The sequence below is a fragment of the Pseudomonas sp. MT92 genome (assembly GCF_058792515.1).
The window spans coordinates 18,217-32,220 of the sequence record NZ_JBXAFA010000026.1 but is presented as its reverse complement, the minus strand read 5'-3'; the positions used below and the strand labels follow the sequence as shown (position 1 = coordinate 32,220).

At 58.3% G+C, this 14,004-nt stretch carries 18 protein-coding genes; 6 read left to right on the top strand and 12 right to left on the bottom strand.

Annotated features, from left to right (window positions below; translation table 11 throughout):
* Positions 1 to 11 precede the first annotated feature (11 nt).
* Complete coding sequence (locus AC1Q6D_RS31335; RefSeq protein ID WP_047531166.1) at positions 12 to 332, bottom strand: I78 family peptidase inhibitor; 321 nt, start codon at positions 330 to 332, stop codon at positions 12 to 14.
* A gap of 163 nt (positions 333 to 495) precedes the next feature.
* Positions 496 to 801 carry a hypothetical protein gene (locus AC1Q6D_RS31330; protein WP_047531168.1) on the bottom strand — a complete coding sequence of 102 codons (306 nt, stop codon included), beginning with the start codon at positions 799 to 801 and terminating at the stop codon, positions 496 to 498.
* Positions 802 to 933: 132 nt separating this feature from the next.
* On the opposite strand from AC1Q6D_RS31330, the gene AC1Q6D_RS31325 reads away from it, so the two are divergent.
* Entirely contained in the window at positions 934 to 1,143 is a 210-nt protein-coding gene (locus AC1Q6D_RS31325) for a hypothetical protein (RefSeq protein WP_047531169.1), read from the top strand.
* A 3-nt stretch (positions 1,144 to 1,146) separates the two neighbouring features.
* Here the strand turns inward: AC1Q6D_RS31325 and AC1Q6D_RS31320 are convergent, their stop codons facing one another.
* The 8 genes from AC1Q6D_RS31320 to AC1Q6D_RS31285 all read right to left on the bottom strand — a co-directional run bounded on the left by AC1Q6D_RS31320 (position 1,147) and on the right by AC1Q6D_RS31285 (position 8,771).
* Positions 1,147 to 2,145, bottom strand: a complete 999-nt coding sequence (locus tag AC1Q6D_RS31320) for a nucleoside hydrolase (protein ID WP_256590378.1) — start codon at positions 2,143 to 2,145, stop codon at positions 1,147 to 1,149.
* A 73-nt stretch (positions 2,146 to 2,218) separates the two neighbouring features.
* Entirely contained in the window at positions 2,219 to 2,623 is a 405-nt protein-coding gene (rbsD, locus tag AC1Q6D_RS31315; protein WP_047531171.1) for a D-ribose pyranase, read from the bottom strand.
* Positions 2,620 to 3,537 (bottom strand): ribokinase, encoded by a 918-nt coding sequence (gene rbsK / locus AC1Q6D_RS31310; RefSeq protein WP_103406215.1) that lies wholly within the window; start codon positions 3,535 to 3,537, stop codon positions 2,620 to 2,622. Before rbsK ends, rbsD begins: the two co-directional genes overlap by 4 nt.
* A gap of 24 nt (positions 3,538 to 3,561) precedes the next feature.
* Entirely contained in the window at positions 3,562 to 4,581 is a 1,020-nt protein-coding gene (locus tag AC1Q6D_RS31305; RefSeq protein ID WP_047531173.1) for a LacI family DNA-binding transcriptional regulator, read from the bottom strand.
* Positions 4,582 to 4,584: 3 nt separating this feature from the next.
* Complete coding sequence (locus AC1Q6D_RS31300; RefSeq protein WP_103406214.1) at positions 4,585 to 5,562, bottom strand: ABC transporter permease; 978 nt, start codon at positions 5,560 to 5,562, stop codon at positions 4,585 to 4,587.
* Complete coding sequence (locus AC1Q6D_RS31295; protein WP_103406213.1) at positions 5,559 to 7,112, bottom strand: sugar ABC transporter ATP-binding protein; 1,554 nt, start codon at positions 7,110 to 7,112, stop codon at positions 5,559 to 5,561. The genes AC1Q6D_RS31300 and AC1Q6D_RS31295 overlap by 4 nt, the downstream gene beginning before the upstream one ends.
* Before the next feature lie 55 nt (positions 7,113 to 7,167).
* Positions 7,168 to 8,124, bottom strand: a complete 957-nt coding sequence (locus tag AC1Q6D_RS31290) for a sugar ABC transporter substrate-binding protein (protein ID WP_047531179.1) — start codon at positions 8,122 to 8,124, stop codon at positions 7,168 to 7,170.
* 188 nt (positions 8,125 to 8,312) lie between these two features.
* Positions 8,313 to 8,771, bottom strand: a complete 459-nt coding sequence (locus AC1Q6D_RS31285) for a hypothetical protein (protein WP_103406212.1) — start codon at positions 8,769 to 8,771, stop codon at positions 8,313 to 8,315.
* A gap of 336 nt (positions 8,772 to 9,107) precedes the next feature.
* Here AC1Q6D_RS31285 and AC1Q6D_RS31280 point away from each other — a divergent pair, with 336 nt between their 5' ends.
* From AC1Q6D_RS31280 to AC1Q6D_RS31270, 3 genes are all read left to right on the top strand, one after another.
* The gene (locus AC1Q6D_RS31280) at positions 9,108 to 10,196 is read left to right on the top strand and encodes an asparaginase (RefSeq protein ID WP_047531181.1); all 1,089 of its coding nucleotides are present in this window, start codon (positions 9,108 to 9,110) and stop codon (positions 10,194 to 10,196) included.
* 182 nt (positions 10,197 to 10,378) lie between these two features.
* The gene (locus tag AC1Q6D_RS31275; RefSeq protein ID WP_103406211.1) at positions 10,379 to 10,648 is read left to right on the top strand and encodes a DUF1654 domain-containing protein; all 270 of its coding nucleotides are present in this window, start codon (positions 10,379 to 10,381) and stop codon (positions 10,646 to 10,648) included.
* 4 nt (positions 10,649 to 10,652) lie between these two features.
* The gene (locus AC1Q6D_RS31270; RefSeq protein ID WP_103406210.1) at positions 10,653 to 11,342 is read left to right on the top strand and encodes an endonuclease; all 690 of its coding nucleotides are present in this window, start codon (positions 10,653 to 10,655) and stop codon (positions 11,340 to 11,342) included.
* Positions 11,343 to 11,471: 129 nt separating this feature from the next.
* Here the strand turns inward: AC1Q6D_RS31270 and AC1Q6D_RS31265 are convergent, their stop codons facing one another.
* Positions 11,472 to 11,837, bottom strand: a complete 366-nt coding sequence (locus AC1Q6D_RS31265) for a penicillin-binding protein activator LpoB (protein ID WP_103406209.1) — start codon at positions 11,835 to 11,837, stop codon at positions 11,472 to 11,474.
* 250 nt (positions 11,838 to 12,087) lie between these two features.
* On the opposite strand from AC1Q6D_RS31265, the gene csrA reads away from it, so the two are divergent.
* Entirely contained in the window at positions 12,088 to 12,282 is a 195-nt protein-coding gene (gene csrA / locus AC1Q6D_RS31260) for a carbon storage regulator CsrA (RefSeq protein WP_007938114.1), read from the top strand.
* Positions 12,283 to 12,751: 469 nt separating this feature from the next.
* Complete coding sequence (locus AC1Q6D_RS31255) at positions 12,752 to 13,504, top strand: carbonic anhydrase (RefSeq protein ID WP_103406208.1); 753 nt, start codon at positions 12,752 to 12,754, stop codon at positions 13,502 to 13,504.
* A gap of 63 nt (positions 13,505 to 13,567) precedes the next feature.
* On the opposite strand, the gene AC1Q6D_RS31250 is transcribed toward AC1Q6D_RS31255, so the two are convergent.
* Positions 13,568 to 13,771, bottom strand: a complete 204-nt coding sequence (locus AC1Q6D_RS31250; RefSeq protein WP_047531197.1) for a hypothetical protein — start codon at positions 13,769 to 13,771, stop codon at positions 13,568 to 13,570.
* Positions 13,772 to 14,004: the final 233 nt, after the last annotated feature.

Below are 14,004 nucleotides of genomic sequence, written 5' to 3'. Positions count from 1 at the left end.
AAAGTTGGCGATCAGCCGCAGTTCACGCGAGTCACGACTTTATTGGCGTCGGTGCTCAGGTTGAGACGATCGGAGCGATACTCCAGGGTCACCATGTCATTTGGCGACAGGAACCGCGCATTCTGTGCGCCTGCACGCTTGCGCGCCTGCTCCAGCAGTTCAGCCGAAGCCGTTTTGCCCAGGGTGAATTCGGCCGCTTTCGCTTCGCAACGGCTGTGACCTGTGTCAGTCGTCGTGACAGGGTCAGTTGCCGAATCGGTAGCGGCAGTGCTGCAACCGGCCAGCGTGGCAACGGCCAACAGAGCACCCAATGACGCGAGCTTCCAAGGCATGAAGCCTCCTTTTTCAATAGTTAAGCTGAATTTGTGCGACCGCCAATCCGGCGCTTGGTTCATCGAGCGTTCTGGCAACAAGGCCGCCGCCGCAGACAAACGGCAAGTTTGCCTGAGCATTGCCCTGCCCTTCATGCCTTAATCGTGACTGAATATGAACGGGTCAGTAGACGTCGATGTAATCGAATGCCGGCTTCGGCCAGTTCTGCTTCAGCGCATTGAAGATTTGCATGACCCAGACCTCGTCACTGGCCGCGACCCGTCCGACATAACCAGAACCCTTGGCCCAAGTCTCCAGGCGAAACAGCAACCCGTCGATATCGGTGCCGCCCACGACACCCGATGAAATATAGGCGATACCGCCCTTGGTCACCCGCAACTGGGTGTGCTCATCATCGCTGGCGGCAGCCAGCAGCTGACGCACCGCCTCAAGGGTCAAGCCATCAGGCGTGTTCAAATCGATCTGCACAGCGCAGTCCTTGAAAAGTCGTTAAAGACCAAGTGTCGCATAGCCCTCCATTGATGCCTAAGTTGGAGTGCCAAAAGTCTTGCAAAATGGTTAACTCGGCACTCAGACCCTCCCGACCGCACGAGCACCACAATGACCACCGTAAGCATCGACGCCGCCATTAACGCCAAGTGGTCAGAGGGCCACAGCTCTTATAGCCCCGGCAGCCCGGAAGAGCTCGCAATCATCGGTATCGATTTACTGGTCAAGGAACTGGGCACCGAAGCTGCCCAATCCTTTATCCAACAGATTTTCGAGAAATACCCGCCCCATCAGGGCGGCGGACATTCCGAACGCTCGTAAGGGTTACTTCAGGCGGGCCAAGCGTTCGGTCAGCAGATCGAAGAATCCCTGGGCGTCGCCGCTGTCCACCCAGAACGCATTCTTCGGCGCCCCGAGGCCGTTATGCCAGTCGACAATGGTTTGACCGAAGGTCGGCCCCTCGCGACTGTCGACCACTACGTTGACATGGCGACCGCTGAACAGCTCCGGCTTGAGCAGGTAAGCAATGACCGTAGCGTCATGCACGGGGCCACCCGGGATACCGAAGTACTCCATGTCGCCCTTGATGTACTCACTCAGAATATCGCCGACCAGTTTGCTGGCATTGTTGTCCAGCGCCGCGATCTGCTGCAGTCGCGCATCACTGGTGAGAATCTTGTGGGTCACATCCAGCGGCAGGTAAGTCAGCCTTGCGCCACTTTTGAGTACAACCTCGGCAGCGTGTGGATCGGCGAACAGGTTGAATTCCGCGACAGGTGTGATGTTGCCGCCATTGAAATGCGCACCGCCCATGATCACGACGTCCTTGATGCCCTGGACGATTTCGGGCTCCTGGATCAGCGCGAGCGCCAGGTTGGTCTGCGGCCCCAGCATGGCGATGGTGATGCTGTGGGGCCTGGCTGCCTTCAGGGTGTCGATCAGGAAGTCGACCGCACCGCCCTTGGCCAAACCTTTCTTCGGTTCGTAAACGAGGACACCCGACAGACCCTCCTTGCCATGAATATCTTCGGCATGGATAGGCGTTCGCTGCAGCGGTGTCGGTGCCCCGGCGTAGACCGGCACGTCCTCGCGCCCCGCCCACTCCCGGGCCAATCGTGCGTTGCGTGACGTCTTGTCCAGCCGAACGTTGCCAGCGACCGTGGTCAACGCATGGATATTGAGTTCGTCCGGCGATGCCAGCGCAAACAACAATGCGATCACGTCGTCAGCACCGGGGTCGGTATCGATGATCAAGTCGATCTTTTCCACAGCCTGAACGCTGCTTGGGTTAATCAGGGACAAAAGCAACAGACTCCGACGCAAGAGTTACAGTTTCCGAGTATAGCGACACATGACCCATGCCTTGTGCAGGACAGAAACAGAGAAACCAAGCGATTCAGAACGTCACTCCGGCGACCAGGACGATATTGCAGTAAGGCTGGCATTCACCGGTACGAACGATCGCCCGGGCTTGCCGGCTGAGGACTTTGAATTGTTCATGACTCAGCAGCTCACGCCGGCCAAGCGCGCCCTCGGCGTTCAGCTTGTCCAGCGCGACCAGCGCCGACGGCTTTTTCTCCAGAATCTCTTGCGCCAACACATGGCTTTCGACCTGCATTTCGCTGAGTACAACGTTCAAAGTGCTGATGAAGTCCGGAATGCCGTGGGTCAAGGCCAGGTCAATCAGCTCGACCCCCGGAGGCACCGGCAACCCCGCATCGCCGATCACCACTTTGTCGCCGTGGCCCAGCGAAGCAATCAGCCGCGACAGCGCGACGTTGAGCAAGGGTGTCTTTTTCATGGTGTATTAAAAGCCTGTACATCGGACAAGGTGGGAATGGAGGGTTGCGCACCAGCACGGGTGACCGACAGCGCCGCAGCGACCTGCCCGAAACGAATCGCTTCAGCCTCACTTTGGCCAGACGCCAGCGCGGCGGCGAATCCGCCGACGAAGGTATCGCCGGCCGCGGTGGTGTCAACCGCCTTCACCGCTGGCGCCGGAAAATGCTCGGAACGCGTGCCATCGTTGAACAGGGCGCCATCGGCCCCAAGCGTGACAATCACTTTTCCGGCCCCCATCTCGATCAATCGGTTAGCGGCTGATTGCGCCGATTGCCGAGAGTCCACCAACACGCCACTCAGTGCCGACGCCTCGCTCTCGTTAGGAATCAGATAGTCGATGTTCGCGTACCAGTGCGCCGGAAGCGGACGACTGGCCGGCGCGGGGTTGAGGATCACGATCTTGCCCAGCTCTCGACCACGCTTGAGCGCATGGCCGACCGTCGCATCCGGCACTTCCAACTGGCAGATGATGACGTCGGCCGATTGCAGCACCGAGTCGAAGCAGCCGATCACGGCTGGCGTCAGCAAACCGTTGGCACCGGCGACGATCACGATCGCGTTCTGGCTGTTGTCATCGACCACGATCAACGCCACGCCACTGGAACCGTCCACGGTACTGACTGCCTGACAATCGATCCGTTCGGCCAACAGCGCTTCGCGCAGCTCCTTACCGTAGGCATCGCTGCCCACGCAGCCAACCATCGACACCTGCGCCCCGAGTCGCGCGGCGGCTACGGCCTGATTCGCGCCCTTGCCGCCGGAAACCGTGGTAAAGGATTCACCAATCAGCGTTTCCCCGCCCCGCGGCAGCCGAGGCGCGCGGGTGACCAAATCCATGTTCAGACTGCCTATTACCACTACTTTTGCTGGCATACATCACTACTCATTCGTTCTGTTTCAGCGATATTCGGCAAACACGCCTGCTAATGGCGCGGTCGATTCACGCATCACGATGCTGGGTGTCACAATCCGTTGCTCAGTGCTCAGTTGCGGCTTGGCGATCCGTCGTAGCAGCACTTCGGCCGCCATCTCGCCCAACTGCAGGATCGACTGGCCGACGGTGGTCAATGCCGGATAGACATAGCGACTCATCTGGATATCGTCGAAGCCGATCACCGACAACTGTGTCGGTACGCGAATGTTGCGCTCCGCGGCGGCTCGCAGCACACCGATGCCGATCATGTCGTTGGCGGCGAAGATTGCACTGGGCGGATTGCGCTCCAGCAGGATCGCGGCAGCGTTGTAACCGCCGGTACTGGTGAAGTCACTTTCCAGCATGCGTTCGCGTGGCACCTCGATACCTGCGTCCGTCAGTGCACGGCAAAATCCGGCCAGCCGCATTTGCGCCACACTGGTGGTGGTCGGCCCGCTGATGGTGGCGATATCCCTATGCCCCAACTCCAGCAGGTGTCGAGTCGCCAGATACGCGCCGTATTCGTGGTCGATGCGCACCAGGTCCACATCGACACCTTCCAGGCCTCGGTCGACGATCACCATCGGTGTACGCACGCCCGCCAGGCCTTGGGCCAGGCTGCTGTCGCCGCCGGCCGACGCGACGATCAGCCCGTCGATGCGTTTTTCCAGCAGTACGCGCAGGTAGTTGCGCTGCTTGTCCGGATTGTCGTCGGAGTTGCAGAGAATCACGCAGTAGCCATTGCGCTCACAGTAATCCTCGATGCCCCGCGCCAGCTCCGCAAAGTACGGGTTGAGGCTGTTGGGCACCAGCAAGCCGATGGTCGCGGTGGTTTTGGCCTTGAGGGAACGGGCCACGGCGCTGGGAACGTAGTCGAGGGTCTTGATGGCAGCCTCGACTTTGACCCGTACTTCCTCGCTGACTGGCCGGGTTTTGTTCACCACATGGGAAACCGTGGTGTAGGAAATGCCCGCAAGTGCCGCTACATCCTTGATCGTTGCCATGACTCAGGCCCGCCGACTGGCGCGCTGACTGCGGTAGGTATCGAGCACCACCGCCACCACGATCACCGCGCCGGTGATGATGCGCTTGGTCGGTTCGGTCGCGCCGATCTGCGCCAGGCCGGCCGCCAGCACGGAAATGATCAACACACCAAAGAACGTGCTGATCACCGAACCGCGGCCGCCCATCAGGCTGGTACCGCCGATGACCACGGCGGCGATCACCTGCAGCTCAAGACCGGAACCCGCATTCGGGTCCGCCGCTTCCAGGCGCGAAATCTGGAACAACGCCGCGATACCGGCCAACAGCCCCATCAGGCTGAACACCAGGATCTTGTAGGGCTTGGGATTGATCCCCGCCAGGCGAACCGCCTCTTCATTGGTGCCGATGCCAATCAGGTAGCGCCCGAACACCGTGCGGGTCAACACGGCCTGGGCAATGAAGATAATCAGCAAGGCAATGATGAAGGACGGTGAAATGCCGAAGGCGATCGGGTTGGACAGCCAGGCAAAGGCGTCACCAATGTAGGCGGTGCGCGAGCCGGTCATCTGATACGCCACGCCACGCGCCATCTCCAGCACGCCGAGTGACACGATGAACGACGGAATCCGCCACGCCACGGTAATGGAACCGGTGATGGTCCCGGCCAATGCGGCGGCCGCCATGCCGAGCAGCGCGGCGGGCAGGACACTCCAGCCCCAGCCCAGTGTCGCCACGCTGACTGTCGACGCGGCCAGCGCCAGCACCGAACCGACCGACAGGTCGATGCCACCGATAATCAGCACGAACGTCATGCCGACCGCGAGGACCATCAAGTCCGGAATCTGGTTGGCCAGCGTGCTGAAGGTATCGTAAGAAAGAAAGTGGCTGCTCAGGAGCGAGAACAGGACCACCATCGCCAGCAAGGCACCGGCCAGGCCCAGGTAAGTGCCGAGACCGTAAAAATTGCCACTGCGTTTGCCGGCGGAAGATGCGGTTTTCATTGAAGATCCCTAGGCGCTGCTTCGTTGAGCAGCGCATCACGTTTTTGGTAGCCGGCAAAAGCGGCCGCAAGCAAGTCATCCTGGGTCCAGCTGTCGCGCTCGAACGTGTCAATCAGGCGCCCTGCCGACAGCACGCCGATGCGGTCGCAGATCAGCATCAGCTCGCGCAGATCGCTGGACACTACCACCAGCGCCTTGCCCTGCCGAGTCAGTTCGCCGAGCAAGGCGTAGATGTCGAACTTGGCGCCGACATCGATGCCACGGGTTGGCTCGTCGAACAGCAGCACCGAGCAATCGCGCTCCAGCCAACGGCCAATCACGACTTTCTGCTGGTTGCCGCCGGACAATTCGGACACCCGTTGTGCAGGGCCGGAACTGCGGATGTGCATGGCGTCGATTTGCCGCTGGGCCAGGGAAAACTCTTCGCCATTGTTGACGAAGCCGCCGCTGGAAATGCGGGGCATGTTGCCCAGCGCAATGTTGGCGCCGATCGATTGCGTCAACAGCAGGCCTTCCCCCTTGCGATCTTCGGTGATCAGGGCGATGCCGTGACCGACCGCATCCACCGGAGACCGGATGCTGACTACCTGCGCCGGGGAGCCCAGGGCCACGGTGCCGCTGTCGGCGATATCGGCGCCAAAGATCAACCGGAGCAATTCGGTGCGCCCTGCCCCGATCAAACCGGAAATGCCGAAGATCTCACCGGCACGCACTTCAAAGGACACGTCGCGAACCTTGTCGGAGCGGGTCAGCCCTTTGACCGTCAGCGCCGGAGCGCCGATGGTGCGCGGCCCCATGTCGATGTGTTCGCCCAGTTCACGGCCCACCATCAGGGTGACCAACTGTTCGCTGTTGTAATTGGCCATCGGCTCGACGCACACCAGGTTGCCGTCTCGCAGTACCGCTATGCGCTGCGCCACCCGGGCCAACTCTTCGAGGCGATGGGAGATGTAAATTATCGATACACCCCGTGCCTGCAGGCGGGTGATCTGCTCGAACAACATTTCGACTTCACGCGCCGTGAGCATCGCCGTGGGTTCGTCGAGGATCAGCACATGGCAATCGCCGATCAGGTTGCGGGCGATCTCGACCATTTGCTGATGACCGATACCCAGCTCACCGACCGGCGTGTCCGGGTCGATTGCATCGAGGCCGACCTGAGCCATGGCTTCAATGGCGGCCTTGCGCAGTTGCTTGCGGCTGATCCAGCCACCATTGTTCGGCAGATTGTCGAGAAACAGGTTTTCCGCCACCGACAGGGTCGGCAGTAGATTGAGTTCCTGCATGACCATACGTATGCCCAGGTCTTCAGCCTGGGTCCGGCTGCCAGGGCGATAATCCTGCCCCTGAAACTGCATCTGGCCGGTGGTGGGCGTGACCAGGCCACCAATGATCTTCGACAGCGTACTTTTACCAGCGCCGTTCTCACCGGTCAGCGCCAGCACTTCACCGCGCATGAGCGTCAGGTCGATGCCGGCCAGGACCGGTTGGGCGTAGGTCTTGCCGATACCGCTGACCGAGAGGACAGCGTTCGGGTCGCGAACGGACATAAAAACTCTCCATGCGCTCGCCCGGACGGGCGAGCACCTTTGTGTCGCCAAGGGCTTATTTGGTAACCAGCTCTACCGGGGTCTCGATCACACCATTGGCGCCGATGTCGACTTTTTCACCCTTGATGATCTTGAGCGCAGTCTCGATGCCGAACACCGCTTGCTTGGCCGCAAACTGGTCGGCAGTGGCCAGGACCCGGCCATCCTTGAGCATCGGCTTGATGGCGTTGATATTGTCATACCCCACCACTTGCACCTGGCCGGCCTTGCCTGCGGCACGCACGGCAGACACCACACCCACGGCCATGCTGTCGTTGCCAGCCAGCAGGGCTTTCACTTGCGGGTACTCGCTCAGAATCGAAGCGGCGACTTTATTACCCTTGTCGATTTCCCAGTCGCCGGACTGTACGGACACAACCTTGATCTGCGCCGCTTCCATCGCGTCCTTGAAGCCTGCAGTACGAGCCTGAGCGTTAGTGGTGGTGGACACGCCTTCGATGATGCCGACTTCATCACCGGCCTTCAGCTGTTTGGCCAGGTACTCACCGACCAGACGCGCACCTTTGCGGTTATCCGGCCCTACGAACGGGACATTGATGTTCTTGCTTTTGACGACGGCTGGATCCAGCTGATTGTCGATGTTGATCACCGTGATACCCGCATCAACGGCTTTCTTGATTACCGGCACCATGGCTTTTGAGTCAGCAGGGGCGATGACCAGCGCATTGACTTTGGCCAGGATCATTTGCTCGACGATACGTGTCTGGCCGGCCGTATCCGTTTCGTCCTTGATGCCATTGGAAATCAGATCGAATTCATCGGAGTGGCCTTTCTGATAGGCCTTGGCGCCGTCTTCCATGGTCAGAAAGAATTCGTTGGCCAGGGATTTCATCACTAGCGCGACTTTTGGTTTTGCAGGCGTCTCGGCGAAGGCCGAAGAAACAGGCAGCGCGACGGATGCGGCAGCCAGCATAGCGACAGCGAGAAGGCGTCCAGCGAATGGCAGCTTCATGGGTTCACTCCGATCTTATGATTATTTTGAGCAATGCTTGCGCTGGCGTTTGGCTTGATGGCGCCCGGCGATGGATTTAACTCATCGATGACGCCGCGCAAACGTTTGCGTAGATCGAACTATGCGAACCCTGCTGATATTTGTCAACGACCGTGACGCGCTGAATAGCGCGACGGCCGGCATTCACCTCAGGCCGTAGTATTGACTACCGATCCAGTGCTGCTGCCCTTGGCCATTTCTTTGATCAAGCTGGCGCTGACTTCCAGGATGGCGCTGTTGGTTTGCGCGATCTGCCCTTGAATGCCTGACACTATGGCTATCTTGGTTTCCGGCGTGGGGTAGCTCGCTGCCTGAGCTGCCGCCAGTGTTTGTTGCTGCTCGCGCAACTGTTGCTGCAGCTCTTTCAGGCGCTTGAGCAAGACTTTCACGGCGACACTGGTGTTATCGTCGGCTTCGGACTTTTGAGTGTCTGCGCTTTTGTCCAAACCAACAGGGCCGGTCCTGACTTGTTTGTCGTCATCCTCCTTCGTGCCTAGCGCTTGAGCAGCGGCATCGGCGGCCGCATCACTCAGTGCACGAAGCGTCGTGGCCGACTGTCCACCAATGGTGATGCCCGCCGCGTTTGGAAAACCTACAGATAACGACATGTGAACTCCTTAAATGAAAATCCATTGAAAGAGCATCGACCTGAGCGCGAGTTTCTTTAGCAATGATTCACAATTGAAACAGGGGGGATTCAACAAGGCTGTCGGAGAGCCGAACACAGAAGCTGCAAAAAATCGGAAACCCGGACACGCAACGGCCATCGCGCGCCGACAGAAAGTTTAATTCACTAAACAAATCAAGCGGTTAAGCCATTTTCTCCATTCAAAGAGTGTCTGGTACAGATCCTGCTGTTGATCCGACACCCCAAGCGTTCAGATTCGTTTGGGGCACATCTAGATGAACTTGCATCTGCACCGTCACCCCTAGAGAGAAAAATAATGACATCTGCTTTCAAGACCTTTGTGCCGGGCGCCTTGGCCCTCCTTCTGCTTTTGCCGACCGCTCTTCAGGCAAAAGAAGCTGAAACCCAACAAAAACTGGCAAACGTGGTCATTCTGGCTACCGGTGGCACCATCGCCGGCGCGGGCGCCAGCGCCGCCAACAGCGCGACCTACCAAGCGGCAAAAGTCGGTATCGACAAATTGATTGCCGGCGTCCCCGAACTGAGTCAAGTGGCCAACGTCCGCGGCGAGCAGGTCATGCAAATCGCCTCCGAGAGCATCACCAACGAGAACCTGCTGCAATTGGGCCGTCGCGTGGCCGAATTGGCCGACAGCAATGACGTCGATGGCATCGTGATCACCCACGGCACCGACACCCTGGAAGAAACCGCCTACTTCCTGAACCTGGTGGAAAAAACCGATAAGCCGATCATCGTCGTCGGCTCCATGCGCCCAGGTACCGCTATGTCCGCCGACGGCATGCTGAACCTGTACAACGCTGTGGCCGTGGCCAGCAGTAAAGATGCGCGGGGCAAAGGCGTCCTGGTGACCATGAACGATGAAATCCAGTCGGGTCGCGACGTCAGCAAAATGATCAACATCAAGACCGAGGCGTTTAAAAGCCCTTGGGGGCCGCTCGGCATGGTGGTTGAAGGTAAATCCTACTGGTTCCGCCTGCCGGCCAAGCGCCACACCATGGACTCGGAATTCGACATCAAGACCATCAAGAGCTTGCCCGATGTTGAAATCGCCTACTCCTACGGCAACGTCAGCGACACCGCTTACAAGGCATTGGCTCAGTCAGGCGCCAAGGCCATCATCCACGCCGGCACCGGCAATGGCTCGGTCTCTTCGCGTGTGGTTCCAGCCCTGCAGGCACTGCGCAAGGACGGCGTGCAGATCATTCGTTCGTCACACGTCAATGCCGGTGGTTTCGTCCTGCGTAACGCCGAACAGCCTGACGACAAATACGACTGGGTCGTGGCCCATGACCTGAACCCGCAAAAAGCCCGCATCCTGGCCATGGTCGCCCTGACCAAGACCAACGACAGCAAAGAGCTGCAACGGATGTTCTGGGAATACTGATTCGCCCTCGCCTGACCGGTTCCGGTCGGGCACTGCTTCGCCACTCGCCGATCTTTGGCGAGTGGCTCGCACCTCGCCTGACAAAAAAACGCCTACCGCCCTACACCAATTGGAAAAAACGGCTGTCAGAGGATGTTCTGGAATTTTAAGCAGTTGCGAAATTGCCTACAGTTAAATACTGTATGCACGTACAGCTTAATAAGGATAATTCTGTGGACACCACCTCCGCCTCACATGACGCCTATGTACGCATGGGTCTGCGCGTTCAGAAAATCATCAACTCCCCGACTGCCCAAAAAGCCAAGGCCGCACTGATCTTCCGACAACCCGATGAGCCGGTGGATGAGTGGGAGCGCTTGCTCGAAGAAATTGACGAGAACGACAACGTGACCCTCGCCTATCGCGACGATGGCGGCGTGCAGATTTTTTGGGTTGTGCCGAAGGAAGACTGAGTCAATGATTGTCCGCTGTTTTGCTTTGCTGTTGCTGCTGTTCGCCATGGGGGCCCAGGCTGACGCACCGCGCACCTTCAACGAAGCCAAGAAAGTTGCCTGGAAGCTGTACGCCCCACAGTCCACCGAATTTTATTGCGGCTGCAAATACACCGGTAACCGGGTGAATCTCTCGGCCTGCGGTTATGTGCCGCGTAAAAATGCCAAACGCGCGACGCGCATCGAGTGGGAACACATTGTTCCAGCCTGGCAAATCGGTCACCAGCGCCAGTGCTGGCAGGAGGGAGGCCGCAAGAATTGCACGCGCTACGATCCGACCTATCAGAAGGCTGAGGCGGATCTGCATAACCTGGTGCCGAGCATCGGGGAGGTGAATGGCGATCGCAGCAACTTCAGTTTCGGCTGGCTGCCGGAACAGCCTGGCCAATATGGCTCGTGCCTGACCCAAATCGATTTCAAGGCAAAGAAAGTCATGCCGCGCCCCTCCATTCGCGGCATGATCGCCCGGACTTATTTCTACATGAGCAAACAGTACGGCTTGCGTTTGTCGAAACAGGATCGGCAACTGTACGAAGCCTGGGACAAAACCTATCCGGTCCAGGCTTGGGAACGTCAGCGTAACCAGAGCGTGGCGTGCGTGATGGGGCGCGGTAACGAGTTTGTCGGGCCAGTAGACATGAAAGCCTGCGGTTAGTCGCTTTACGAAACGAACAAGGCCTCGGGTTCAACACCCGAGGCCTTGTTATTTTCAGACCGCCGAAAAACGAGTCACTGTAGACATCCTCCAGGAGGCACCACCGGACATCACCCGTAAAATGGATCGTTACTGAGCTGTCGGACGCTCAAGGACCAGCACTTCAACATTCTGTTTCTTCGCTCGGACGATGGCCGCGTTCACCTCGGCCTGTTTAGCCTCGGCTTCGGCTTTCGAACTGTAAGGGCCCATCAGAATGCGGACCTTGCCGTTTTCCTTGACGACACTGGACATGAAACTGTGTTCGATCAACCAGCCGCTGAGGTCGCTGACAGCCTGAGGCGTTTCACCTCGAACCTCGAGATCCCATTGAGGACCCGAGGCCTGCACTGGAGCAGCGGCCGTTGCCGGCACAGGCTTAGGTGGTTCAACGCGCTTGCCCTCACCGCATCCCGCCAGCGCCAGCACTGCCATAACCAAGACCATTTTGCGCACAGCGTTTCCCTCTGAATGCCTAAAACAGCGATTTTATCATTCATGAATACTTCTCGAGTGCCGCAAAATGGGCTTAAAACAACGAGAATGATGGATGCGGCCTCTGTATAGTTACGCCTTGGGAATTAATGCTGCATCTGCACGTCAGAAAGAGGCACCCAAACTTTGAGACTTCGCACTAATCTATACATACCACCGACCTCTGCACTGTCCGAATCAGGTGCCCCACAAAGCAATCAAGGAGAAGACCATGCTGATACTCACCCGCAAAGTCGGTGAAAGCATAAACATTGGTGATGACATTACGATCACCATCCTGGGCGTAAGCGGCCAGCAAGTCAGGATCGGCATCAACGCTCCGAAAGACGTTGCGGTGCATCGCGAAGAAATTTACCAGCGCATTCAGGCCGGCCTGACCGCGCCCGACAAACCGCAAACTCCCTGAACCCTGCGCCGTCAGTAGCCAGCCCGTTCGCTCCGGAACGACGGCTGGCTAAAGATTCAGGTGTCACCACAAACTCCGCTCAGTCGCTGACCTGGCTGATTCAGACCAAGTCGCAGGCCATGACGGCCAGATATTCTCGCCGCCCCCTCCCAACGCTCAACCATAGGTCACCCCCCGCGCCATGCCCGTGGCCGCCACGATGATCAGCAATTAGGTGAACGGCGGCAAGGGTCCAGTGAATCAGCATCGAGAAACTCCTGTCAGGACAAAGTTGAAACGGCCTGTCAGTAGTAGCCCATGAATCGATGGATTGCGCCGCCTCGCAAACTGTCGACATTCGAGCCCCCCCCCTTGGAGAACGCGGCGCTCCGGACCGACTAGACTCCAACACGCTGGCAATTGCAGGCTCCTGCAGCCACCACCCCCAACAGCAGTCACTCCCACCGTGTTGACTTGAGTACACAAAATCATGTGTGAATCATGTGATTCAAACTCTGCCCCACCCACAAATGATCGTCGCCGTTTTCTTCGGCTTGCCGGACTGGGAGCAGGCGCTCTGCTTCTCGCCGGCGCACTGCCCAACCGAATCATCCAGGCAGCCGAAAAAACATCCGCCCTTCCAAAACCTCAAAATGCAATCAACCCTGACGAGGCACTGCAACGGCTGATCCAGGGAAATGAACGGTACGTGAGCGGTAACTCAAAGACCCACGACTTCAAGGACGAGCGCGAAGCACTGGTTTCCGGCCAGAATCCCTTCGTGGCCGTACTGAGTTGCTCTGACTCGCGCATCGCACCCGAATACGCATTTGATACCGCGCGAGGTGATCTTTTCGCCATACGCGTTGCCGGTAACTTCGTTACCGACGAAGGACTGGCAAGCATTGAATACGGCGTCGCCGTGCTCGGTGCACCACTGGTTCTCGTACTGGGACACGAAAGTTGCGGCGCCATCGAGGCCGGCATAAAAGCCGTCAAAGACCACACCGTATTCCCGGGGCATATTCCGAAACTGACTGACGCACTCAAGTCATCTGTCGAGGCCGCCCTCAAACAACCTGGGGATCTGGTGGAAAATGCGACCGTGCAAAATGTCAAAAACTCGGTCGAACGCCTCAAAAAGGCCACGCCCCTGCTGACTGATGCGCTGAGCAAAGGCAAATTGAAAATAGTGGGCGGCATCTATCGCCTGGCGACCGGAAAAGTCGAGCTGATCGCCTGAGCCGAAAAGCCATTCATGGCAGGCCGTAGAAAAAACGAGCCCAGCGCGATGGCTGGGCTCTGTTCACTTTCTGTTTTCCATCATTTTGTCGGCAAGCGCCTTGGCCCTTTCGATCAACATATTCTGTCTGTCTTCGTGAGTAGCGCCAGTGGTGCCGCCGACGACCGGAGCGGTCAGGTTACTTTCGGCAATCAAGGCAGCGCAAAAGTATTGATCCCAGACGAGCTTGTCGTCGGATGCCTGTTTGTTTGTTGGGTCGCAAATCATGGGAGACTCCTCGTGGGGAGGTAGCACGGCTCATTTTACGCCTGAATTACGGCCTTAGAGGATCCACCTCAAAAGAACACGAGAGGCAATCCAGGGGGACGCCTGAACCACCGCCCATTGGAGCAAGAGGCAAATGGACAAGTAAGCCGCAAAAAAACGAATCATCGATCGCCGCCCCATCAACTTGCCCTCCCGCTTAATTTCGCGAAACAAACGTTGGGTGGTCTGTTTTA